The organism is Rhodanobacter sp. LX-99 (genome assembly GCF_018599185.1).
In the GTDB taxonomy this organism is placed as follows: Bacteria; Pseudomonadota; Gammaproteobacteria; order Xanthomonadales; family Rhodanobacteraceae; genus Rhodanobacter.
Map to the genome: position 1 here is coordinate 1 of NZ_JAHFVL010000005.1, position 21,073 is coordinate 21,073.

At 66.9% G+C, this 21,073-nt stretch carries 23 protein-coding genes and 2 pseudogenes; 8 read left to right on the forward strand and 17 right to left on the reverse strand.

Annotated elements, in window-relative coordinates; all coding sequences use genetic code 11:
* The 5 genes and pseudogenes from KK131_RS17455 to KK131_RS17475 form a co-directional block, all read right to left on the reverse strand.
* Window positions 1-334: pseudogene (locus tag KK131_RS17455) on the reverse strand (glutamine--fructose-6-phosphate aminotransferase); the annotation flags it as partial.
* 112 nt (window positions 335-446) lie between these two features.
* A complete protein-coding gene (locus tag KK131_RS17460; protein ID WP_214558151.1) occupies window positions 447-1,817 on the reverse strand; it encodes a pyridoxal-phosphate dependent enzyme in 1,371 nt (456 codons plus the stop codon).
* Between the two features lie 161 nt (window positions 1,818-1,978).
* On the reverse strand, window positions 1,979-2,206 hold the full coding sequence (locus KK131_RS17465) for a YdcH family protein (RefSeq protein WP_027492953.1): 228 nt from the start codon (window positions 2,204-2,206) through the stop codon (window positions 1,979-1,981).
* 353 nt (window positions 2,207-2,559) lie between these two features.
* Entirely contained in the window at window positions 2,560-3,201 is a 642-nt protein-coding gene (locus KK131_RS17470; protein WP_214558152.1) for a hypothetical protein, read from the reverse strand.
* Window positions 3,198-3,764: a DUF4398 domain-containing protein gene (locus KK131_RS17475; RefSeq protein ID WP_214558153.1), complete on the reverse strand. Its 567-nt coding sequence runs from the start codon at window positions 3,762-3,764 to the stop codon at window positions 3,198-3,200. Before KK131_RS17475 ends, KK131_RS17470 begins: the two co-directional genes overlap by 4 nt.
* An 84-nt stretch (window positions 3,765-3,848) precedes the next feature.
* On the opposite strand from KK131_RS17475, the gene KK131_RS17480 reads away from it, so the two are divergent.
* Window positions 3,849-4,961, forward strand: coding sequence for a PilT/PilU family type 4a pilus ATPase (locus KK131_RS17480; RefSeq protein WP_345777278.1), 1,113 nt, complete (start codon window positions 3,849-3,851; stop codon window positions 4,959-4,961).
* A 174-nt stretch (window positions 4,962-5,135) separates the two neighbouring features.
* Here KK131_RS17480 and maiA read toward each other — a convergent pair whose 3' ends face one another.
* Window positions 5,136-5,798, reverse strand: a complete 663-nt coding sequence (gene maiA, locus KK131_RS17485; RefSeq protein ID WP_214558154.1) for a maleylacetoacetate isomerase — start codon at window positions 5,796-5,798, stop codon at window positions 5,136-5,138.
* Between the two features lie 170 nt (window positions 5,799-5,968).
* Between maiA and KK131_RS17490 the strand changes: the two genes are divergently transcribed.
* Both KK131_RS17490 and KK131_RS17495 read left to right on the forward strand, forming a co-directional pair.
* Window positions 5,969-7,153, forward strand: a complete 1,185-nt coding sequence (locus tag KK131_RS17490) for a phosphoglycerate kinase (protein WP_214558155.1) — start codon at window positions 5,969-5,971, stop codon at window positions 7,151-7,153.
* Window positions 7,153-7,791 carry an HAD hydrolase-like protein gene (locus KK131_RS17495; protein WP_214558156.1) on the forward strand — a complete coding sequence of 213 codons (639 nt, stop codon included), beginning with the start codon at window positions 7,153-7,155 and terminating at the stop codon, window positions 7,789-7,791. Before KK131_RS17490 ends, KK131_RS17495 begins: the two co-directional genes overlap by 1 nt.
* Before the next feature lie 64 nt (window positions 7,792-7,855).
* Here the strand turns inward: KK131_RS17495 and tkt are convergent, their stop codons facing one another.
* Window positions 7,856-9,865, reverse strand: a complete 2,010-nt coding sequence (gene tkt / locus KK131_RS17500; RefSeq protein ID WP_214558157.1) for a transketolase — start codon at window positions 9,863-9,865, stop codon at window positions 7,856-7,858.
* 228 nt (window positions 9,866-10,093) lie between these two features.
* Here tkt and KK131_RS17505 point away from each other — a divergent pair, with 228 nt between their 5' ends.
* Together KK131_RS17505 and KK131_RS17510 are read left to right on the forward strand one after the other, a co-directional pair.
* Entirely contained in the window at window positions 10,094-10,747 is a 654-nt protein-coding gene (locus tag KK131_RS17505; protein ID WP_214558158.1) for an outer membrane beta-barrel protein, read from the forward strand.
* A gap of 206 nt (window positions 10,748-10,953) precedes the next feature.
* Entirely contained in the window at window positions 10,954-11,553 is a 600-nt protein-coding gene (locus KK131_RS17510; RefSeq protein ID WP_214558159.1) for a porin family protein, read from the forward strand.
* A gap of 126 nt (window positions 11,554-11,679) precedes the next feature.
* Here the strand turns inward: KK131_RS17510 and KK131_RS17515 are convergent, their stop codons facing one another.
* The 4 genes from KK131_RS17515 to KK131_RS17530 all read right to left on the reverse strand — a co-directional run bounded on the left by KK131_RS17515 (window position 11,680) and on the right by KK131_RS17530 (window position 15,740).
* Window positions 11,680-12,684, reverse strand: a complete 1,005-nt coding sequence (locus tag KK131_RS17515) for a class I fructose-bisphosphate aldolase (RefSeq protein ID WP_214558160.1) — start codon at window positions 12,682-12,684, stop codon at window positions 11,680-11,682.
* Between the two features lie 136 nt (window positions 12,685-12,820).
* Window positions 12,821-13,261: an energy transducer TonB gene (locus KK131_RS17520; RefSeq protein ID WP_214558161.1), complete on the reverse strand. Its 441-nt coding sequence runs from the start codon at window positions 13,259-13,261 to the stop codon at window positions 12,821-12,823.
* Between the two features lie 98 nt (window positions 13,262-13,359).
* Window positions 13,360-14,826, reverse strand: coding sequence for a pyruvate kinase (gene pyk / locus KK131_RS17525; RefSeq protein ID WP_214558162.1), 1,467 nt, complete (start codon window positions 14,824-14,826; stop codon window positions 13,360-13,362).
* Window positions 14,827-14,921: 95 nt separating this feature from the next.
* Window positions 14,922-15,740, reverse strand: coding sequence for a S1/P1 nuclease (locus KK131_RS17530; RefSeq protein ID WP_214558163.1), 819 nt, complete (start codon window positions 15,738-15,740; stop codon window positions 14,922-14,924).
* Between the two features lie 165 nt (window positions 15,741-15,905).
* On the opposite strand from KK131_RS17530, the gene gap reads away from it, so the two are divergent.
* The gene (gene gap, locus KK131_RS17535) at window positions 15,906-16,907 is read left to right on the forward strand and encodes a type I glyceraldehyde-3-phosphate dehydrogenase (RefSeq protein WP_214558164.1); all 1,002 of its coding nucleotides are present in this window, start codon (window positions 15,906-15,908) and stop codon (window positions 16,905-16,907) included.
* A gap of 51 nt (window positions 16,908-16,958) precedes the next feature.
* On the opposite strand, the gene fdxA is transcribed toward gap, so the two are convergent.
* Window positions 16,959-17,282, reverse strand: coding sequence for a ferredoxin FdxA (gene fdxA / locus KK131_RS17540; RefSeq protein WP_214558165.1), 324 nt, complete (start codon window positions 17,280-17,282; stop codon window positions 16,959-16,961).
* Window positions 17,283-17,426: 144 nt separating this feature from the next.
* Between fdxA and azu the strand changes: the two genes are divergently transcribed.
* Together azu and KK131_RS17550 are read left to right on the forward strand one after the other, a co-directional pair.
* A complete protein-coding gene (azu, locus tag KK131_RS17545) occupies window positions 17,427-17,873 on the forward strand; it encodes an azurin (RefSeq protein WP_214558173.1) in 447 nt (148 codons plus the stop codon).
* A gap of 101 nt (window positions 17,874-17,974) precedes the next feature.
* Window positions 17,975-18,385 (forward strand): group III truncated hemoglobin, encoded by a 411-nt coding sequence (locus tag KK131_RS17550; protein ID WP_214558166.1) that lies wholly within the window; start codon window positions 17,975-17,977, stop codon window positions 18,383-18,385.
* Between the two features lie 80 nt (window positions 18,386-18,465).
* Here the strand turns inward: KK131_RS17550 and tpx are convergent, their stop codons facing one another.
* The 5 genes and pseudogenes from tpx to KK131_RS17575 all read right to left on the reverse strand — a co-directional run.
* Window positions 18,466-18,966, reverse strand: coding sequence for a thiol peroxidase (gene tpx, locus KK131_RS17555; protein WP_214558167.1), 501 nt, complete (start codon window positions 18,964-18,966; stop codon window positions 18,466-18,468).
* A gap of 26 nt (window positions 18,967-18,992) precedes the next feature.
* Entirely contained in the window at window positions 18,993-19,430 is a 438-nt protein-coding gene (locus tag KK131_RS17560) for a hypothetical protein (protein WP_214558168.1), read from the reverse strand.
* A gap of 84 nt (window positions 19,431-19,514) precedes the next feature.
* A complete protein-coding gene (locus KK131_RS17565) occupies window positions 19,515-20,087 on the reverse strand; it encodes an SCO family protein (protein WP_214558169.1) in 573 nt (190 codons plus the stop codon).
* Between the two features lie 10 nt (window positions 20,088-20,097).
* Window positions 20,098-20,862 carry a formylglycine-generating enzyme family protein gene (locus tag KK131_RS17570; protein ID WP_214558170.1) on the reverse strand — a complete coding sequence of 255 codons (765 nt, stop codon included), beginning with the start codon at window positions 20,860-20,862 and terminating at the stop codon, window positions 20,098-20,100.
* 1 nt (window position 20,863) lies between these two features.
* A pseudogene (locus KK131_RS17575) lies at window positions 20,864-21,073 on the reverse strand (cytochrome c); the annotation flags it as partial.

The window sequence follows — 21,073 nt, forward strand, 5'->3', positions numbered from 1 at the left end:
GCAGCTCGGCGCGCAGGCGGGCGTGGTTCTCGATGATGCCGTTGTGCACGATGGCCACGCGGCCGGCGATGTGCGGGTGCGCGTTCGCCTCGTTCGGCACGCCGTGCGTGGCCCAGCGGGTATGCGCGATGCCGGTGCCGCCGGGCAGCGGGTCGGCCAGGTACAGCGCCTCCATCTCGCGCACCTTGCCCTTGGCGCGCACGCGGCGGACCTGGCCGCCGTCCAGCACGGCCAGGCCGGCCGAGTCGTAGCCGCGGTATTCCAGCGCCTTCAGGCCGGCGATCAGCAGCGGCGCGACATCCCGCTGGGCGACGGCAGCAACGATTCCACACATCGACAGAACTTCCCTTGATGGATGCGAAGCCCCGGCTCCGCACGAACGGCCATTTTGACGGGGCTGCATGAATTTTTGCTGCGCCGGAACGGCGCAGCGGCGGGCAAACCGCTCAGTCCACCTTGCGGCGCAGCCAGTTGAGCAGGTCGATGCGGGTGATCAGGCCGAGGAAGTCGTCGCCGTCGACCACGATCGCGACGTGGCCGCGCTCGAATACCGGCAGCAGCGATTCGACCGGCGAACGCACGTCGAGCTTCTGCAGATTGGTCATCATCGCGGTCGACACCGGGTCGCGGAAGCGCGCGCCGTCGACGTGCACGTGGATCAGCACGTCGGACTCGTCGACGATGCCGACCAGTTTGCGCCCGTCCATCACCGGCAGCTGCGACACGTCGTACAGCTTCATGCGGTTGTACGCGGTGATCAGCAGTTCGTTCGGGCCGACCACCACGGTGTCGCGCTGGGCGAACGGGCGCAGCAGCAGGTCGCGCAGGTCGCCGTGCTGCTCGCGCTCGATGAAGCCGTTGTCGAGCATCCAGTAGTCGTTGTACAGCTTGGACAGGTACTTGTTGCCGGTGTCGCAGACCAGGGTCACCACGCGCTTCGGCGCGGTCTGTTCGCGGCAGTAGCGCAGCGCCGCGGCGACCAGGGTGCCGGTGGACGAGCCGCCCAGGATGCCTTCCTTCGCCAGCAGTTCGCGCGCGGTGAGGAAGCTTTCCTTGTCGGAGATCGCGTAGGCCTTCTTCACCCGGGTGAAGTCGCTGATGCTTGGCAGGAAATCCTCGCCGATGCCTTCGACCATCCAGCTGGCGGACTTGGTCGAGAGCGTGCCCTCGTTGATGTACTGCGCGAGGATCGAGCCGACCGGGTCGGCCAGTACCAGTTCGGTCTGCGGGGAGTGTTCGGCGAAGAACTTCGACAGGCCGCTCAGCGTGCCGGACGAGCCGCAGCCGACCACGACCGCGTCGACCTGCCCGTCCATCTGTTCGAGGATTTCCGGCCCGGTGGTGGCGATGTGCGCGGCCGGGTTGTCGGGGTTGCCGAACTGGTTGATGAAGTAGGCGCCGGGCGTTTCGCGCGCGATCCGCTCGGCCATGTCCTGGTAGTACTCGGGGTGGCCCTTGGCCACGTCGGAGCGGGTCAGCACGACCTCGGCGCCCATCGCCTTGAGGTTGAAGATCTTCTCGCGGCTCATCTTGTCCGGCACCACCAGGATCAGGCGGTAGCCTTTCTGCTGCGCGACCAGGGCCAGGCCCAGGCCGGTGTTGCCGGCGGTCCCTTCGACCAGGATGTCGCCAGGGCGGATGCGGCCGTCCTTCTCTGCGCCTTCGATCATCGACAGGCCGATGCGGTCCTTGATCGAACCGCCGGGGTTGGCGCTCTCGAGCTTGAGGAACAGCCCGCACGGCCCGGTATCCAGGCGCTGCGCGCGCACCATCGGGGTACGTCCGATCAGTTCGAGGACACTCTGGTGGACCGTCATGGGGGCTCCGTCGCTTCGGGAGCAGCTTCGGGCGATACCGCCGCTGCAGGATCGCCATGATAACCGGTCGGCCCGGCCGGTCGCCGCAAACGCGGCGGCCCCGGCGCCCTTCCCGATACGCAGGGAAAGGCCCGGGGCCGCGTTCACGTGAAACAGCGGTATCAGTGGATCAGATGCGCCCGATCCGTCCACATGCGCTCGAGTCGCGCCTTGGCCAGCAATTTCTCCTTCTTCATGCTGGCGAGAGTGACGTCGTCGATGGGCAGTACGCCGATATCGGCGTCGTGCACCTTGCTGTCGAGTTCCCGGTGGTGCTGGTAGAGCCGCCGGAATTCGGCATCGGCCTTCATCAATGCCTCGACATCGTCACGCTGCTGGTTTTCAAACATGATCCGACCTCCTCGCGAGTTGACGTGCGGATGCGACAGGAAGCATCCGCAGACGTTGAATGCATGCACGCACCCACGACCCGCGCCGGCATACCGGGAAGCGGGTGACTCATGGAAACATGGGATAAGCGCATGATTCGGGTCAGTGGCCCACGCGGCCTGGATGCCTCGTGGGACTTCGACCCTACTCCCCCGGCCAGGGGGCTGCAAGCCTTTCGAGAACCCTTCGCGAAACTTGGGAGGCTCTCGTGAAAAGGCTGTAAAAACAGTATTTTACATTTGGCCACGGGTAGCCTGGACGAACCCGGCCCGAAAGGTCGGCAGGGCGCGCGAGGCGCCCTGTCGGGCGTGCCTCAGGGATGCTGTTTCGACGTGTCCGGGGTCGCCTTGGCGGGCTTGTCGGCGTCTTCCATCTGCGAACGCATCGCCTTGGCTGCCTGGGCGGCCAGCTCGGCCTGGCGACGGGCGGCCCTGGCCACCTTGCTCTGCGCCGCCGCCAGCTTTTTCGCGCGATCGGCTTCGGCACGCGCCTGCTCGGCGGCCTGCGAGTACTCCAGCCCCTGCGCCTGCAGCCGGGCAGACTCTTCCTGCGCCAGCTGGTATTGCAGGCGCTGGCGTTCCAGCTCGCGCCGCGCCAGTTCCGCATCGCGCCGGCTGTTCTCGAGCAGGATCTGGTCGTGCTCGCGATCGAGCTGGGTCAGCTTGATCTGGGCGTCCTGCAATTGCGCGGCGGTCTTGGCCAGGTCGACCCGGCGTTCGGCCAGGTACAGCGCATGCGGCCGCTCGCGCGAACTGGCCTGGGCCAGCCGGTTGATCGCGTCGCGGGCGCGCGCCTGTTCGGCCTGCGCGTAATTGCCCATGCCGGGATCGTTGGCAAGCTGGTTGAGGCTGCCGGTCAGGCGGCTGATGTCGATGTCGTCCTGCCGGGCGTGCGCCGTGCCGAAGCCGGCCAGTGCCAGCGCGATCGCGGCAAGAATGGCAGTGGAGCGCTTCATGGCTGGCCTCCCTGGGCGTTCGCGGCAGGTTGCTGGACGGTGTCGGGCACGGTCTGGAAACCGTCGGCCGGCGGCGCGGACAGGACCGACGACGGCGGCGCCGGCATGTCCTCGGTCGGCGGTGCGCTGGACGAGGGTTGCGCCGGGGCCGTGTCCTGCGTCTGGGCGGCTGCCGCGGCCTGTTCGCCCTCCTGACGCAAGCGGGTGTTTTCCTGCACCTTGCTCTGGATCTGTGCGCGCGCCGCGCCCAGGCGGGCCTTGGCCTGGGCCAGTTCGGCATCGGCCCGCGACTCCTCGGCCAGGCTCGCCGCGTCGGCGTACTTGCGTTCGGCCATCGCCGTCTGCGCCTGCTGGAACTTGTCCTGCGCAAAGCCCAGGTCGACCGGCGCATAGTCCGCCGCGCCTGCATCGCGGGCCATCTGCAGCTGGTTCTGCGCCTGGTTCATCGAGTCATTCGGCGGGGGTACCGAGGCGCAGCCGGTCAGCGTCAGGGCCAGCACCAGGATGGCCATGGCCGTGCGGATGCGGCGCGGGGATCCGGCCGGCGGGGAAAAGATGTACATCACATTCCTCATGGTATGTCGCAGCGTATTGTGGGCGGGCATAATCCATCATTGCAACGCGCATTTCGCAAACAGGGGTCATTCGTGGACATCGGTTACTTCCTCAAGCTTATGGTAGACAAGGGCGCGTCGGACATGTTCCTGTCCACCGGCGCCCCGGTGAATATCAAGGTCGAGGGCAAGTTGTATCCGTTGGGCAATACCGGCCTGCCCGGCGGCATGGTCAAGAAGATCGCCTATTCGTTGATGGACGAGGGCCAGGTTCCGCAGTTCGAACGCGACCTGGAGCTGAACATGGCGCTGGCAGTGAAGGAAGCCGGCCGTTTCCGCATCAACGTGTTCAAGCAGCGCGGCGAAGTGGGCATGGTGATCCGCGCGATCAAGAGCGAGATCCCCAGCATCGACCAGCTGCAGCTGCCCGGCATCTTCCGCGACCTGATCATGGAGCCGCGCGGCCTGATCCTGGTGGTCGGCGCCACCGGTTCGGGCAAGTCGACCACGCTGGCGGCGATGATCGACCAGCGCAACACCAACTCGTCCGGGCACATTCTCACCATCGAGGACCCGATCGAGTACCTGCACCGGCACAAGAAGTCGATCGTCAACCAGCGCGAGGTGGGGCTGGACACGCACAGCTACCACGAGGCGCTGAAGAACGCGATGCGCGAGGCGCCAGACGTGATCATGATCGGCGAGATCCGCGATACCGACACGATGGAGGCGGCGATCTCGTTCTCCGAGACCGGCCACCTGTGCCTGGCCACGCTGCATTCCAACAACGCCGACCAGACGCTGGAACGCATCCTCAACTTCTTCCCCGAATCGGCGCACAAGAACGTGCTGATGAACCTGGCGCTGAACCTGCGCGCGGTGATCAGCCAGCGCCTGGTGATCGGCAAGGACGGCCGCCGCATCCCGGCCGCCGAGGTGCTGCTGAACACCCCGCTGATCCGCGACATGATCCGCCGCGGCCAGATCCACGAGATCAAGGAAGCGATGGACCGCAGCCTGCAGGAAGGCATGCAGACCTTCGACCAGTCGCTGTACCGGCTGTACAAGGACGGCCGCGTGGAGCTGGAGGAAGCGCTCAACAAGTCCGACTCGCGCGACGGCCTGGCACTGAAGATTCGCCTCGCCGAAGGCGGCTCCAGCGACGAGGAGCTGGTCGGCAACGACCCGTACGGGATGGGGTTTTAAAGGCCGGGATTCGGGATTGGGGATTCGTCAAACCGCCCCCATCCGCCTTCGGCACCTTCCCCCGCAAGCGGTGGAAGGGTGTCCTGGAGTTACGCTCTACCGAATCCCGAATCCCGAATCCCGAATCCCGAATCCCGAATCCCGAATCCCGAATCCCGAATCCCGAATCCCGGCTCAAGGAGCGTCCGGCTGCACTTCCGGTGCCGCGCGCTGGAACGCTTCCAGTTCGTTGCAGGACCGGTAGATGCGCGAGATGGTCGGGTAGTCGTCCATCGGCAGCTTGCAGCGCAGCGCGTTGTACACCTGCGGTATCAGGCAGGCATCGGCCATGCTCGGCGTTTCGCCGTGGCAATAACGGCCGGTCGCCACGTTGTCGCCCAGCATCACCTCGATGGCCTGGAAGCCCGCGCCGATCCAGTGCCGCGACCACTCCGCGCGCTGTTCTTCGCTGGCGCCGAACTGCGCCTCGAGCTGCTGCAGGACGCGCAGGTTGCCCAGCGGATGGATATCGCAGGTCACCGCCATCGCCAGCGCGCGCACCTGGGCGCGCCCGCGCGCATCGACCGGCAGCAGGGCAGTCTCCAGTTCCGGGTGCATCTCGTCGAGGTATTCCATGATCGCCAGCGACTGGGTGATCACCCGGTCGCCGTCGCACAGGCAAGGCACCAGCTCCTGGGGATTGAGCACGCGATAGTCCGGCGCATGCTGCTCGCCGCCGTCGCGCACCAGGTGCACCGGCCGCGTCTCGTAACTCAAGCCCTTCAGATTCAGCGCGATGCGCACGCGATACGCGGCACTGGAACGCCAGTAGCCGTAGAGCACCAACCCGTTAGCCATGAGCCATCCCCCCTGACGGACAACCGCAGTTTGCCACAGTGTGGACCGGGCACATGGCGCGCCGCAATGCGCACCCCGGCCCATGGCGTTTGCATCGGTACCCGGCGGACCGGACAATAAGCGGTTACCGCCCACCCGGGCCGTTCCCGACCCACTACCGGAGTTCCGCCGTGTCAGTCATCCGCATGAACGACCTCGATTTGCGCGACCAGCGCGTGCTGATCCGCGAAGACCTGAACGTGCCGATCGACGACCGCGGCCAGATCACCTCGACCCAGCGCCTCGACGCCGCCCTGCCCACGATCCGGGCCGCCCGCGACGCCGGCGCGAAAGTGATGGTGATGTCGCATCTGGGCCGGCCGAAGGAAGGCCAGTTCGACGCCGAATCCTCGCTGGCGCCGGTGGCGTTGTGGCTGAGCAGCAAGCTGGACCAGCCGGTGCGGCTGGTGGCCGACTACCTGGTCAACGGCGTGGAGGTCGCCGCGGGCGAAGTGGTATTGCTGGAAAACTGCCGCATGAACGCCGGCGAAGGCAAGGACGACGACACGCTGGCGAAGAAATATGCCGCGCTGTGCGACATCTTCGTGATGGACGCGTTCGGCACCGCGCACCGCGCCCAGGCCTCCACCCACGGCGCGATCAAGTACGCCCCGGTCGCCGCGGCCGGCCCGCTGCTGAGCGCCGAACTCGACGCCCTGGGCAAGGCGCTGGAGCACCCGGCGCATCCGCTGCTGGCGATCGTCGCCGGCTCCAAGGTGTCGACCAAGCTGACCCTGCTGGACAACCTGATCGGCAAGGTCGACCAGCTGATCGTGGGCGGCGGCATCGCCAACACCTTCATCGCCGCGATGGGCCACTCGGTCGGCAATTCGCTGTACGAGCCGGATCTGATCGACGCCGCGAAGAAGGTGCTGGCCGACGCGAAACGCCGCGGCGCCGAAGTGCCGATGCCGGTCGACGTGGTGGTGGCGCCGGCGTTCTCCGCGCAAGCCCCGGCCACGGTGAAGCCGGTCGACCAGGTAAGCGAGGACGAGATGATCCTCGACATCGGTCCGCAGACCGCCGAACTCTATGCCGCGCTGATCGCCAAGGCCGGCACGGTGGTGTGGAACGGCCCGGTTGGGGTGTTCGAGTTCGACGCGTTCGGCAAGGGCACCGAGACGCTGGCGCGGGCGATCGCCGCGTCGAACGCTTTCTCGATCGCCGGCGGCGGCGACACCCTGGCCGCGGTCGACAAGTACGGCATCGCCGACCAGGTCTCCTACATCTCCACCGGCGGCGGCGCGTTCCTGGAATTCCTCGAAGGCAAGGAACTGCCGGCGGTCACCGCGTTGAAGGCGCGGGCCGCGAAGTAATGCTCTGCCTGTTCGACCTCGACGGCACCCTGATCGATTCCGAGCATGGCATTACCGCCTGCGTAAAGCATGCGCTGGCGCGGCTGGACGTGCCGGCGCCGGCGCATGCCGAGCTGCGCCGCTGGATCGGGCCGCCGCTGCGGCACAGCTTTGCGCCGCTGCTGGATCACGACGCCGATCGCATCGAGAGCGCGGTGGCGTACTACCACGAGCGCTTCGACACGCTGGGCTGGCGCGAACACGAGATCTATCCGGGCATCGAGTTGCTGATCGAGCGGCTGCGCGGCGCCGGCCACCAGCTCGCCGTGGTCACCAGCAAGCCGCACCGCCACGCCGCGCCGATCATCGCCCACCTGCCGTTCGGCGATGCGTTCCTGCGCCTGTACGGCCCGCATCCGGACAGCGCGCACAGCGAGAAGGCCACGATGATCGCCGAGGCGCTGACGGACTTCGATGCCGATCCGGCGGACACGGTGATGATCGGCGACCGCCACTTCGACATCGACGGCGCGGTCGCCAACCGGGTGCGTGGCTTCGGCGTGCTGTGGGGTTTCGGCGGCCGCGCGGAACTGGAGCAGGCCGGGGCTCATGCCATTGCGGCGACGCCGGACGAACTGGCCCGGCTGCTGCTCGCCTGAGTTTGCCGGTGCACAAAAAAGCCGCGGCGTGCCGCGGCTTTTTTGTGGCTGAAGGGACTCGCGCCTAGCGCACGACGCGCTTCACCGCGTCGACCACGTGGGCGACGGTGAAACCGAAATGCTCGAACAGCTGCGGCGCGGGAGCCGAGGCGCCGAACGTGGTCATGCCGACCACTTCGCCGTCCAGGCCCACGTACTTGCGCCAGAAGTCGGCGGTCGCCGCTTCCACCGCCACCCGTGCGCGGCACCAGAGCGGCAGCACGCCTTCGCGGTATTCCAGCGGCTGCGCGTCGAACGCCTCGGTGCACGGCATCGACACCACGCGCACGGCCACGCCCTGCTGCGCCAGCGCGCGCGCGGCTTCCATCGCCAGCTCCACTTCCGAACCGGTGGCGATCAGGATCGCCTGGAACTTCGTGTCCAGCGGATCGGACAGCACGTAACCGCCGCGCAGGATGTCGGCCACCTGCTGCGCCGTGCGCTGTTGGTGCTTGAGGTTCTGCCGCGAGAAGACCAGGCACGACGGCGCGCCCTTGCGCTCGATCGCCGCCTTCCACGACACCGCCGATTCCACCGCGTCGCACGGACGCCACAGGTGGTTGTTCGGGATGTAGCGCAGGGACGCCATGTGCTCGACCGGCTGGTGGGTCGGGCCGTCCTCGCCCAGGCCGATCGAGTCGTGCGTGTAGACGTGGATCGCGTGCGCCGGGATCAGCGCGCTCATGCGCACCGCATTACGCGCGTAGTCGGAGAACACCAGGAAGGTGGCGTCGTACGGAATGAAACCGCCGTGCAGCGCAAGACCATTCGCGATCGCGGTCATGCCGAACTCGCGCACGCCGTAGTAGACGTAGTTGCCCTTGCCGTCGGCGCTGTTGCCGGTGGCGGCGTCGAGGCTGCCCTTCCACTTGGTAAGGTTGGAGCCGGCCAGATCCGCCGAGCCGCCGATCAACTCCGGCAGTAGCGGGCCGAACGCGTCCAGGCTCATCTGCGAGGCCTTGCGCGAGGCCACTTCCGGACCTTCCGCCTGCAGCTTGGCGATGTACGCCTGCGATTTCTCGGCCCAGTCGGCCGGCAGTTCGCCGGCGAGGCGGCGCTTGAACTCGGCGGCCAGTTCCGGATGCGCGGCAGCGTACTTCGCGAACGCGTCGTTCCAGGCCTGCTCGGCGGCGACACCCCTGGCCTTGTGATCCCAACCGGCGTAGATCTCGGCGGGAATCTCGAACGGAGCATGCTGCCAGCCCAACTGCGCACGGGCGGCGGCGATCTCGTCCTTGCCCAGCGCGGCGCCGTGGCTCTCTTCCTTGCCCTGCTTGTTCGGGGCGCCAAAGCCGATGATGGTCCTGGCGCAGATCAGGGTGGGCTTGTCGTTCTGCGCGGTGGCCGCGGCGATCGCCTCCTTCACGGCCTCGGCATCATGCCCGTCGACGCCGCGGATCACGTTCCAGCCGTACGCCTCGAAGCGCACCGGGGTGTCGTCGGTGAACCAGCCGTGCACTTCGCCGTCGATCGAGATGCCGTTGTCGTCGTAGATCGCCACCAGTTTGCCGAGCTGCCAGGTGCCGGCCAGCGAGGCGACTTCGTGCGAGATGCCTTCCATCAGGCAGCCGTCGCCGAGGAAGACGTAGGTGTGGTGATCGACCACGTCGTGGCCCGGACGGTTGAAATGCGCCGCCAGCACCTTCTCCGCCAGCGCGAAGCCGACCGCATTGGCCAGGCCCTGGCCGAGCGGACCGGTGGTGGTTTCCACTCCCGGGGTTTCGCTGGCTTCCGGATGGCCGGCGGTCTTCGAATGCAGCTGGCGGAAGCGCTTCAGCTGATCCATCGGCAGGTCGAAGCCGGCCAGGTGCAGCAGCGCGTACTGCAGCATCGAGCCGTGACCGTTGGACAGCACGAAGCGGTCGCGGTTGAACCACTTGGGGTTGGCCGGATTGAAGTGCAGGAAATCGTTCCACAGCACTTCGGCGATGTCGGCCATGCCCATCGGCATGCCCGGATGACCGGATTTGGCCGCTTCCACGGCGTCCATGGCAAGGGCTCGCACGGCATTGGCGAGTTCGCGGCGGGTGGTCATCGGGCAGTCTCCGGAGGGTGCAAAAGCGCCCATTGTCGCCGATATGCCCTCCGGCTGTCGCTCGTGGCAGCGGGATTAATAACCGCTTAACCCCAGGCCATACGGTTCAGCGAGCTTCAGCATCGCCCCGCTATCACTACGCCCCGCAGAACCATCCCCAGGCGCTGCCCGACCGCGCGCGTCGTCCCCACGACCCGCGGCCCGGTTCCATAGAAGAGGAGTTCCCCCATGAAAAAGACGCTCATTGCCCTCGCCATGGCATCCGCCGCCTTGTGCACCCTGCCCGCCCTGGCGCAGGACAGCACGCCCGCTCCGGCGATCAACGACGGCACCGCCCCGACCACCGGCAATTACCAGCCGGGCCAGGCCATCGGCAGCGGCAACTGGTTCATCGACGGCAGCGTGGGTCAGGCCCATGTGAACAAGGGCCCGTACAACGACCACCCGACAACCTATGCCATCAACGGCGGCTACCGCTGGAAAGTCGGCGAGGATCTCGGGCTCGGCGTGGATGTCGGCTACAACGACCTCGGCAACTTCAAGCTGAAGAATACGTTCAACGACAATCCGGTCAATCTGAAGGATCAGCGCAACGCGCTGCGCGGCTGGACCGCCGGCGTGAATGGCAAGATCAATGTCTGGCAGGGCCTGTATGTCAGCGGGCGCACCGGCGTGTATGGCTGGCAGGGTCACGGTTATGCCAACCAGGACATCAACCGGCATCATCTGGACAAGGTCGACTACTACGCCGGTGCCGGCGTGGGCTACGACATCAACAGCCACTTCGGCCTTGGTCTGGCGTACGACTACTACCACGCCAAGAAGGACGGCATCAGCCTGTCCACCGATACGGCGTCGCTGACGGCCGAATATCGCTTCTGACCCCGGGTACGGCGGGATGGTGGATGTTTCCTCGCCGTCCCGTCCGGATTAACGCTGGCTTAATACTGAACTTGTCGGTATTGAATCTTTCGGCCAGCGTCCCATCTAAGTGTTCAAGTGTCGCCGCCTGATTGGGCAGCGCACTTTCAGCAGCGGCCACTCCCCCTCTGGGCCGACTGCCATGACAACAACCGGAGAAATTTCCCATGAAAATGAAAAAGACCCTGCTCGCCCTCGCCTTCACTTCCGCCGGCCTGCTGGCCGTTCCCGCCGTGTTTGCGCAGAGCGCGCCGACCCAGAATGGCGGTTGGTTCATCAATGGCAATGTCGGCCAGACCTCGCTCAACCATGGCCCGTACGACGACCATGACACCGGCTACGGCATCAACGGCGGCTACCGCTGGGCGCTGAACCCGTCGGTCGCGCTGGGCGCCGAGGTGGGCTACAACGACCTGGGCAACATCCATCCGAAGAACATCTTCAACAGCCAGCCGGTCGTCGACCGCGGCAAGTCGCAGCTGCACGGCTGGACCGCCGGCGTGAACGGCCACTTCAACGTCAGCCCGAACTGGTACGTCAGCGCGCGCACCGGCATTTACGGCTGGAAGGGCCACGGCCTCAGCAACGACGCCAATCCGGTCCGCAAGGGCCTGGATGACACCAGCTGGTACGCCGGCGCCGGTGTGGGCTACGACTTCAGCAACAACGTCAGCCTCGGCCTGAACTACGACTACTACGACGCGAAGAAGGACCGGGTGAACCTGAGCACCGACATGGTCTCGGTCAGCGCGGAATACCGCTTCTGATCCCTCTGCTTGCACAAGGATGAAAAGAAACGGGCACCTCACGGTGCCCGTTTTTTTGAGGAGCGCAGCCATGGATGGCTGCCCGTTCGATTCTCGCGATCAGGGATGACCGCAGGAACTCGACCCTCAGCCGTTCCACTGCCCCAGCGCGGCCAGGCCGTTGTCGCGCGCGCGGGCGTGCACGGTCTTCTGCGCATCGGCGTAGTTCGCCTTCATGTCCTTCGACCACAGCTTCAACGCCGCCTGCTGCATGGCGCGGCCGTAGGAGAACGACAGCGGCCACGGGTGCGGGCCCATGCGGTTCATCGCGTTGAGGTGGGCGGTGGACTGCTCGTCGGTCTGCCCGCCGGAGAGGAACACGATGCCCGGCAGCGAGGCCGGCACGGTGGACTTCAGCACGCGCACGGTGGCTTCGGCGACTTCCTCGACATCGGCCTGCTCGTCGCAGTCCTTGCCCGGGATGACCATGCTGACCTTCAGGATGGTGCCTTCCAGCATCACGTTCTGCTCGTACAGCGCGTTGAACAGGCTGCGCAGCACGGCCTCGTGCACTTCGTAGCTGACCTCGATGCTGTGGTCGCCGTCCATGATCACTTCGGGCTCGACCATCGGCACCAGGCCGGCTTCCTGGCACAGCGCGGCGTAACGGGCCAGCACGTGGCAGTTCGCCTCGATCGCGGTGGAGCTGGGGTTTTCCTCGGAGATGTTGATCACCGCGCGCCACTTGGCGAACTGGGCGCCCAGCTTCGCGTATTCCTGCAGGCGCTCGCGCAGGCCGTCGAGGCCCTCGGTGACCACGTCGCCGGGGAAACCGGCCAGCGGCTGCGGCCCCTTGTCGACCTTGATGCCGGGAATGATGCCGGCCTTCTTCATGACCTGGGTGAACGGCACGCCGTCTTTCGTCGACTGGCGGATCGTCTCGTCGTACAGGATCGCGCCGGAGATGTGCTCGTTCAGGCCCGGCGTGGTCAGCAGCAGCTCGCGGTAGGCGCGACGATTTTCCTCGGTGTTCTCGATGCCGACGGCCTCGAAGCGCTTCTTGATGGTGTTGGTCGACTCGTCGATGGCGATGATGCCCTTGCCGGGCGCGACCATCGCCAGGGCGATGCTTTCGAGATCTTCAATACTCATGACGACTCCGTGGTGCAGGGGCATGCCCACCCGCACATGGTTGAAGCCGCCTCGGGGCCGAAGCGGCACGGTTCAAAACGTCGATTATAGGCCAGATTGGCGGCCGCACGTGCCAGCCCCGCGGCCGGCCGGCCGCTCAGGGGGCGTAGCCGGGCAGCTTGCACTGGTCCAGCAGCTGCTGGCGCTGGACCGGGTCCTTGGGCGCATTGAACGGCACGATGTAATAGGTGGCGACCGGCTCGCCGATGCGGTTGGTCAACGACGGGCCGTAGCGGAAATTGGAGACCGCGCTGCGCGCCGCCGGGCCGAGATCGCTCTTCGGCGCCACCTTGACCACCTGCACGTTCATCGGCACGCCGTCGGAGCCGACCGTATAGGTCACCGCCGCGCAGCCGGGCTTGTCCAGGTTCAGCCCGCTGTTGGGCACATCCATCTTCACCTGCGTATTGAGCAGGATCCAGTAGCGGTACAGGTCCTGCTGGTCGATCTTGCGCACCTGCGCCAGCACCGGCGCGGCGAAGGCCAGCGCCAGTGCCAGCAGCAGACCCTGACGCAACGGGCGAAACATGGATTTCATGGCGTTCTCCTGGGCCGGATATGGCTGAGACGAAGTGTAGCCGCGCTGTCGTCCAGCGCCAGTCAACGCGTAGCCGACCAGACAGCCACGCGTCAGCCTCACAGATCGCGCAGGCTTTCGACCATGCCGTCGGCGCCGACCGAGAGCAGCTTCAGCGTGTTGGTGCCGCCGCCCTGGCCGACGTGGTCGCCGTGGGTGAGCACCACGCGGTCGCCTTCGCTCAGGCGGCCCTGCGCGAACAGCTGCTGCACCGCGGCGCGGGTGGTGGCCACGGAACTCAGGCCTTCGTGCGAGAACGCCACCGGCTGCACGTCGCGCAGCAGCAGCATGCGCCGGCGCGCGTCGGCCAGCGGCGACAGCGCATAGATCGGCACCGCCGAGCGATAGCGCGACAGCCATTGCGCGGTGGCGCCGGATTCGGTCAGCGCCACGATCGCGCGCACGCCGAGCTGGCCGGCCAGCAGCATCGAAGCCAGCGCGATCGCCTGATCGGTGCGGTCCAGCCGGTGGTCACCGGTCAAGTCTTCCTTCGGCTCGAACTGGCGCTCGGCGCCGAGGCAGATCCGGCGCATCGCCGCCACCGCCTTGTCCGGGTGTGCACCGGCGGCGGTTTCCTCCGACAGCATCACCGCATCGGTGCCGTCGATCACCGCGTTCGCCACGTCGAGCACCTCGGCCCGGGTCGGGATCGGCGAGCGCACCATCGACTGCAGCATCTGGGTGGCGGTGATCACCGCGCGGTTGCGCTGCACCGATTCGCGGATGATCTTCTTCTGCAGGCCGGGCAGCTCGGCGTCGCCGATCTCCACGCCGAGGTCGCCGCGCGCCACCATCACCACATCGGAGGCGTCGATGATCTCGCCCAGCACCGGGATCGCGTCGGCGCGCTCGATCTTCGCCACCAGCGCCGCGTTGCCGCCGGCCTCGTGCAGCAGCCGGCGCGCCTGGTGCATGTCCTCGGCCGAGCGCACGAACGACACGGCGAGGAAGTCGGCGCCGATCTCGGCAGCCAGCTTGATGTCGGCCTTGTCCTTGTCCGACAGCGCCGTCACCGAGAGCCCGCCGCCCTGCCGGTTGAGCCCCTTGCGGTTGGACAGCTTGCCGCCGATCAGCACCTTGCAGCGCACCTCGGCTCCGGCCACTTCCTGCACGCTCAGCGCGACCAGGCCGTCGTCCAGCAGCAGCACGTCGCCGGCGTGCACGTCGCGCGGCAGGTCGTAGTAGCTGACGCCGACGCGGGTCGCGTCGCCGGGCGGCGCGTCGGGGCGGCAATCCAGCACGAACGACGCGCCGTCGGCCAGTTCCACCGGCCCGTTCGCGAAGGTCTCGATGCGGATCTTCGGCCCCTGCAGGTCGGCCAGGATGCCGACCTCACACCCGGCGGCGGCCGACGCCGCGCGCACCGCATTGGCGCGCGCGCGGTGATCGTCCGGCTGTCCATGCGAGAGGTTCAGACGGACCACGTTGACGCCTTCGGCGATGATCCGTTCGAGCATGCCCGGCACGTCGGTGGCGGGGCCCAGGGTGGCGACGATCTTGGTGCGGCGCAGAGGGTTCTCGTTCATGTGCCGAGGCTAACAGATGCCGCGCGGCGCGCCATCACCCTGCATTCGTATGCATGCCGTCGATGTGCGCTGGCGCGCAGGCAGCGCCTCCGGCGCTATCGCGCCAGCGCGAGGTCGAGCACCGCGGCCAGGCGCCGGCCGGCCTGGCGCAGGCGCAGCTCGGCCACCGGCAGCTCGGCCCTGACGTAGGCCGGGTCGATCTCGTGCCCGTCCGGATAGAAGCCGGGCCCGGCGGTGATCCGGCAGGACTCCTCCGCCCATTGCGCGTAAGGGTTGTCCAGCGGCGCGATCGGGGCCGGCAGGTTCACCGGCACCGCCGAATCCAGCGCCTGCGCATAGGCCTGCCAGTCGAGCCCGCGGCTGGACAGCAGCCCCGAGTCCCACACCTTGTGCAGGTTGCTGCCCCTGCCGTCGAACTGCACCTGGTACGTATTGCCGCCCTTGTCGTCGCGGTAGCCGGCATGCAGCGGCTGGTGGATGTCGCCGACGAAATGCACCACGAACTTCAGCGCCTCGCGGCGCGCGCTGTCCGGCTTGCCGCGATCGCCGAGCACGCCGACGTAATACTGCAGGCCGGCCACCACGCAGCGGCCGTCGCGGCAGTCGCGCGGCGGCACGTAGTCGCAAGCGCTGCCGCCGCGGAAATTGACGTAGTGCTGGCCGCGCGTCTGCTTCCACAACGCCGCGCGCGCCGGGTCGTCCTGGATCTGGTCGGGCCAGTTGGCCACGTCGGCCAGCCGCTGCGTATGCTCCGGCGCCAGCAGGCGCTCCAGCTCGGCCTCGGCAGCCGGACTCAGGTGCCGCTGCGCCAGTTCGGCGACCACGCTGTGGCCGAGCGGTCCCCAGGCCTGGACCGACGGCGCGACCGCGAACATGACGGCCACGAAGGCGAGTGAACGGCTGGAGAGGGACATGACGACCGCCGGCGCAAAGGCCGCAGTCTGCCACAGCGACAATCGGGCGCGGGCCATCCAGACGCTTTCATTGTAAGATTTCACGGTTGAAACACCGGCACCGCGGCCTGCGGCTGCCATCCATCGTCGCAACATTCCCAATCGCCCTCAGGAGGACGTTCCCTCATGACCATCAAGGTCGGCATCAACGGCTTTGGCCGCATCGGTCGCAACGTGCTGCGTGCAGCCGTGCAGAATTTCGGCAACGACATCGAGATCGTGGCGATCAACGACCTGCTGGAGCCGGACTACCTGGCCTACATGCTGAAGCACGACTCCGTGCATGGCCGCTTCGAGGGCGACGTGCAGGTCGATGGCGGCCACCTGGTGGTCAACGGCAAGCGCATCCGCCTGACCCAGGAACGCGACCCGGCCAACCTGAAATGGAACGAAGTGAACGCCGACGTGGTGATCGAATCCACCGGCCTGTTCCTGACCAAGGAAACCGCGCAGAAGCACCTGGACGCGGGCGCGAAGAAGGTGATCCTGTCGGCGCCGTCGAAGGACGACACGCCGATGTTCGTCTACGGCGTCAACGACAAGACCTACAAGGGCGAGGCGATCGTCTCCAACGCCAGCTGCACCACCAACTGCCTGGCGCCGGTGGCCAAGGTGCTCAACGACAAGTGGGGCATCAAGCGCGGCCTGATGACCACCGTGCATGCCGCCACCGCGACGCAGAAGACCGTCGACGGCCCGAGCAACAAGGACTGGCGCGGCGGCCGCGGCATCCTGGAGAACATCATTCCCTCGTCCACCGGCGCCGCCAAGGCCGTCGGCGTGGTGATCCCCGAGCTCAACAAGAAGCTCACCGGCATGAGCTTCCGCGTGCCGACCTCGGACGTGTCCGTGGTCGACCTCACCGTCGAGCTGGAGAAGAATGCCACCTACGCGGAAATCTGCGCGGAGATGAAGGCGCAGAGCGAAGGCGCGCTGAAGGGCATCCTCGGCTACACCGAGGAAAAGGTGGTGGCCACCGACTTCCGCGGCGACGCACGCACCTCGATCTTCGACGCCGACGCCGGCATCGCGCTGGACGGCACCTTCATCAAGCTGGTCAGCTGGTACGACAACGAGTGGGGCTACTCGAACAAGTGCCTGGAGATGGTGCGGGTGGTGGCGAAGTAAGCCGCCTGGCCGCATGAAGCAAAAAGCCCGCGGATGCGGGCTTTTTTGTGCTTACCGTTTCAGCAGCGGCAGCTTGTCCGGTACGCCGTCCCACTTCGCGGCATCTTCCATCGACGGGATCTTGCTGGTCAGCACCGGCCACTCGCGCGCCAGCTCGGCATTGATCGAAAGAAAGATTTCCTGTCCCGCCGGCACCTCGAGCTCGGGGAAGATCGCGCCGACCGGGCATTCCTCCACGCACAGCGTGCAGTCGATGCATTCGTCGGGATCGATCACCAGGAAGTTCGGACCTTCATGGAAGCAGTCCACCGGACACACCTCGACGCAATCGGTGTGCTTGCAGTTGATGCAGTTTTCGGTGACGACGTGCGTCATCGTGCCTCCTTCCGGCACCTGCCGGCGATGACTAGAGTGTCGACGACGGCAGATAGCACGGCAATGACCCAGATCAGTGCCCGCCGCGCACCGCCATCGCAGAATTCACCCGAATTCCACCCGTCCCCAAGGAACAACATCATGATGCGCAAACTGATTGCCCTTGCCCTGCTCGGCCTGCTCTCCACTCCGCTGATGGCCGCCGAATGCGCGACCACCATCGAAGGCAGCGACGCCATGCAGTTCAACCAGAAAACCATCACCGTGCCGAAGACCTGCAAGACCTTCAAGGTCACCCTGAAGCACACCGGCAAGCTGCCGGTCACCGCGATGGGCCACAACTGGGTGCTGGCCCACAGCGCCGACGAGTCCGGCGTGATCGCCGACGGCATGAAGGCCGGCGCCGCCAACAGCTACGAAAAGCCGGGCGACGCGCGCATCATCGCGCACACCAAGCTGATCGGCGGCGGCGAATCCGACACCGCCACGATCGACGTGGCCAAGCTCAAGGCCGGCGAACAGTACGCCTACTTCTGCACCTTCCCGGGCCACGCCGCGCTGATGAAGGGCACGCTGAGCCTGGGCAAGTAAGCCTTTCGGCATGGCGACGCATCCGGCTGCTCGCGGCCGGATGCGTTTTTGTTGCCGGCGAACTTGCACATCGTTCCGCATACGGATCCACAATGTCCCGCATGAACCCACCGTCACCCCTGGACGAACCGGCCATCGCCAGGCTGGTCGACCGTTTCTACGAGAAGGTGCGGCGCGAGCCGCAGCTCGGCCCGATCTTCAATGCGGCCGTGCACGACTGGGACGAACACAAGCGCCTGCTGACTTCGTTCTGGGCCTCGGTGGCACTGCGTGCCGGCAGTTATCGCGGCAACCCGATGGGCGCGCACCGGCCGCATCCGATCCGCGCCGAGCACTTCGACCGCTGGCTCGCGCTGTGGCGCGAGACCTGTGCCGAGGAACTGGACGACGCCGGCGCCGCGCTGATGCTGGAATACGCCGAGCGCATCGGCCGCAGCCTCAAGCTGAGTCTCGGCCTGCACCCGCAGGCGCAGCCGTTCGGCGTGCCGATCATCGGTATCAGCCAGCCGTAGGGCGCATCTTGTGCGCGATGCCTTTTCGCCAGGTGGCGAAGAGCCATCGCGCACAGGGGGCGCTCCTACAGTGATTGTCGTCAGCCCAGCGCCTTCAACGCCGCGTCGTAGTTCGGCTCGTGGCCGATTTCGCCGACCAGTTCGGCGTGGACCACCTTGTCGTGGCCGTCCAGCACCAGCACCGCGCGTGCGGCCAGCCCGGCCAGCGGGCCGCTGGCGATCGCCACGCCGTAGTCGTTGAGGAACTGGCGGCCGCGCATCAGCGACAGGTTGGTCACCCGGTCCAGTCCCTCGGCGCCGCAGAAGCGCGCCTGCGCGAACGGCAGGTCGGCCGAGATGCACAGCACCACGGTGTTGTCGAGCTTGCCGGCCAGTTCGTTGAAGCGGCGCACCGAGGCGGCGCACACGCCGGTGTCGACGCTGGGGAAGATATTCAGCACCTTGCGCTTGCCGGCGTAGCCGGACAACGCCACGTCGGACAGGTCGCCGCCGACCAGGCTGAATGCCGGCGCGGTCGAACCCACCGCGGGAAACTGGCCGTCGACGCTGATCGGCTGGCCCTTGAACGTGACATGGGACATCGTGCACCTCGTGTTTGGATGGATGGCTACAAGTAGAACATGGTCTTGGCCAGGAAGACGATGCCCACCATCAGGCCCAGCACGATGCGATGGGTATGCCGGAAGCGGCAGACGTCCATCTTCCCGCTGCGCATCGCCCACATCGCGTTGACGAACACGCCGAGCACGCCGAACGCCAGCAGCACCTTCAGCAACAGCAGGTTGCCGAAGCGCGAACCGACGCAGCTGATGCCATCGCAGCGGATGTCGAACAGCACGCCGCCGCTGACGAACAGCAGGATCACCGCCACCGGCATGAACCGGCGCACCCGCGCCATGATCGCCTGCTCGATGCGCTGCATGGTGGCCGCGTCGAAATGCTTGCCCAACGACTCGACCACCAGCACCTCGAACGTCACCGCGCCCACGAACACGATGGCGCACGCCAGGTGCAGCAGCACGATCCACGGATACCAGGCGCCCATGCGGATTCTCCCGAAGCTTTCCCGGAAGTCTGCGCGCGGCTGGCGCTTGCCGCGCTGATATGGATCAAGCCGCCGTAGACGGCCTCAGCCCTGCGGCTGCGCGACCACCTTGCGGATCGCTTCCACGAACTCGGGGTCGAGTTTGCCGATCCGCGTGGTGCGGGCGGCGATGCGGCCGTCGGCGTCGAGCAGGATCAGTTCGCTGCTGTGGTTGAACTCGCCGTCGGGAAGCTGCCGGTACTGCAGGCCGAGCACGCCGGACAGCTGGCGCACCTGCGCCGGCTCGGCCCGCGCCAGGGTCCAGATGCGCGGGTCCAGCTTGCGCTTCTCCGCGTAGCTTTTCAGCGTGGCCACGTCGTCCTTGGCCGGGTCGAAGCTCACCGCGAGCAGGTCGATCCGCGCGCGGGTAGCCGGGTCCAGCGCATTGCGGGTCAGCCGCAGGCTGTCGATGATCATCGGACAGACCATCTGGCACGAGGTGTAGAACATCGTCACCAGCTGCGGGCGGCCGCGCCGCTCGGCCAGCGCCTGCTGGCGGCCGTCCTGGTCGGTCAGCTGCAGCGGCAGGTTGTAGACCGAGTCGCCGGGCAGCGGGGTGGCGGCGTTCGCGTTGCCGAGCAGCAGGAGCATCGCGAGAATCAGCAGAAGACGTTTCATGGGTGCGGCCTCATTCGGGCTTCGCGCAGCGGAAGCCCATGTTGTTGGTGGTGTCGGCGGCCTTCAGCGCGGACAACATCGCGATGCGCATCAGCACCGCGTAGTTTTCCTTTTCCTGCAGGCTGATCGCGCCGGCGCCGCAGAACTTCAGCAGGTCCGGGTCGCCCTGCTCGCGGCTGTCGCTGGCGACCATCAGCGCATTGAAGTCGTCCACCCATTCCCATACCAGGTTGTTGAGGTCACGCACGCCGTAGGCGTTCGGCGCGCCGCCGATGCCGGGCAGCGCCTTGCTGGACGGACGCGAGTACCAGCCCAGGATGCTTTCGCGCCAGGCCGGATCGGCACGCGCATCGCGGCGGGTGGCATCGGCCGCGGCCGCGTATTCCCACTCGTACCAGCTCGGCAGGCGCGCCTGCTCGCTCTCGCAGTACGCCTGCGCGGCGAACCAGCTGACCCGGGTCACCGGCTGCTCAGGCAGCGCCGCATCGCCCAGGGCGCCGGCGTCGGCCCAGTGGCTGAGATAGCGCTGGTCGGCGAGGATCTTCGCGACCCGGTCGCGCCGCCATTGCGGATGGGTCTGCACGAACGCCAGGAACTCGGCGTTCGTGACCGGCTCGGTGCGCAGGCGGAACGGCGCGACCTGCGCCGCGGCCGCCTTGCCGTCGGCCGGCAACACGCTGGTGAAGGTCCCGCCCGGCAAGGCGACGTAGTCCGCCGCCGCTGCCGGCAGTGCCAGCATCAGACCGAGCCAGGCCAGTGCCAGTCGTGCACGCATCTCAGTGCTCCGGTGTTGCCGCAGGCGCAGCTTCGGCCCGAGCCTTGGCCACCTCTTCCTTGCTGATCTGCCCGCCCGGGTTGTCCCAGCTGTTCAGCACGTAGGTCAGGATGTTCGCCACCTCGTCGTCGTTCAGCTGCGCCATCGGCGGCATCACCGAGTCGTACTCGTGGCCGTTCACCGTGATCTTGCCGGTCAGCCCGTGCGTCAC

Coding starts and splice junctions, on each gene's coding strand:
- KK131_RS17520 (WP_214558161.1), bottom strand. CDS start 13,261: ATGAAATCCATGTTTCGCCCGTTGCGTCAGGGTCTGCTGCTGGCACTG.
- gap (WP_214558164.1), top strand. CDS start 15,906: ATGACCATCAAGGTCGGCATCAACGGCTTTGGCCGCATCGGTCGCAAC.
- KK131_RS17475 (WP_214558153.1), bottom strand. CDS start 3,764: ATGTACATCTTTTCCCCGCCGGCCGGATCCCCGCGCCGCATCCGCACG.
- KK131_RS17460 (WP_214558151.1), bottom strand. CDS start 1,817: ATGACGGTCCACCAGAGTGTCCTCGAACTGATCGGACGTACCCCGATG.
- KK131_RS17550 (WP_214558166.1), top strand. CDS start 17,975: ATGAACCCACCGTCACCCCTGGACGAACCGGCCATCGCCAGGCTGGTC.
- KK131_RS17560 (WP_214558168.1), bottom strand. CDS start 19,430: ATGGGCGCCTGGTATCCGTGGATCGTGCTGCTGCACCTGGCGTGCGCC.
- KK131_RS17515 (WP_214558160.1), bottom strand. CDS start 12,684: ATGAGTATTGAAGATCTCGAAAGCATCGCCCTGGCGATGGTCGCGCCC.
- maiA (WP_214558154.1), bottom strand. CDS start 5,798: ATGGCTAACGGGTTGGTGCTCTACGGCTACTGGCGTTCCAGTGCCGCG.
- KK131_RS17465 (WP_027492953.1), bottom strand. CDS start 2,206: ATGTTTGAAAACCAGCAGCGTGACGATGTCGAGGCATTGATGAAGGCC.
- KK131_RS17510 (WP_214558159.1), top strand. CDS start 10,954: ATGAAAATGAAAAAGACCCTGCTCGCCCTCGCCTTCACTTCCGCCGGC.
- tkt (WP_214558157.1), bottom strand. CDS start 9,865: ATGACCACCCGCCGCGAACTCGCCAATGCCGTGCGAGCCCTTGCCATG.
- KK131_RS17505 (WP_214558158.1), top strand. CDS start 10,094: ATGAAAAAGACGCTCATTGCCCTCGCCATGGCATCCGCCGCCTTGTGC.
- tpx (WP_214558167.1), bottom strand. CDS start 18,966: ATGTCCCATGTCACGTTCAAGGGCCAGCCGATCAGCGTCGACGGCCAG.
- KK131_RS17565 (WP_214558169.1), bottom strand. CDS start 20,087: ATGAAACGTCTTCTGCTGATTCTCGCGATGCTCCTGCTGCTCGGCAAC.
- pyk (WP_214558162.1), bottom strand. CDS start 14,826: ATGAACGAGAACCCTCTGCGCCGCACCAAGATCGTCGCCACCCTGGGC.
- KK131_RS17495 (WP_214558156.1), top strand. CDS start 7,153: ATGCTCTGCCTGTTCGACCTCGACGGCACCCTGATCGATTCCGAGCAT.
- fdxA (WP_214558165.1), bottom strand. CDS start 17,282: ATGACGCACGTCGTCACCGAAAACTGCATCAACTGCAAGCACACCGAT.
- KK131_RS17470 (WP_214558152.1), bottom strand. CDS start 3,201: ATGAAGCGCTCCACTGCCATTCTTGCCGCGATCGCGCTGGCACTGGCC.
- KK131_RS17570 (WP_214558170.1), bottom strand. CDS start 20,862: ATGCGTGCACGACTGGCACTGGCCTGGCTCGGTCTGATGCTGGCACTG.
- KK131_RS17530 (WP_214558163.1), bottom strand. CDS start 15,740: ATGTCCCTCTCCAGCCGTTCACTCGCCTTCGTGGCCGTCATGTTCGCG.
- azu (WP_214558173.1), top strand. CDS start 17,427: ATGCGCAAACTGATTGCCCTTGCCCTGCTCGGCCTGCTCTCCACTCCG.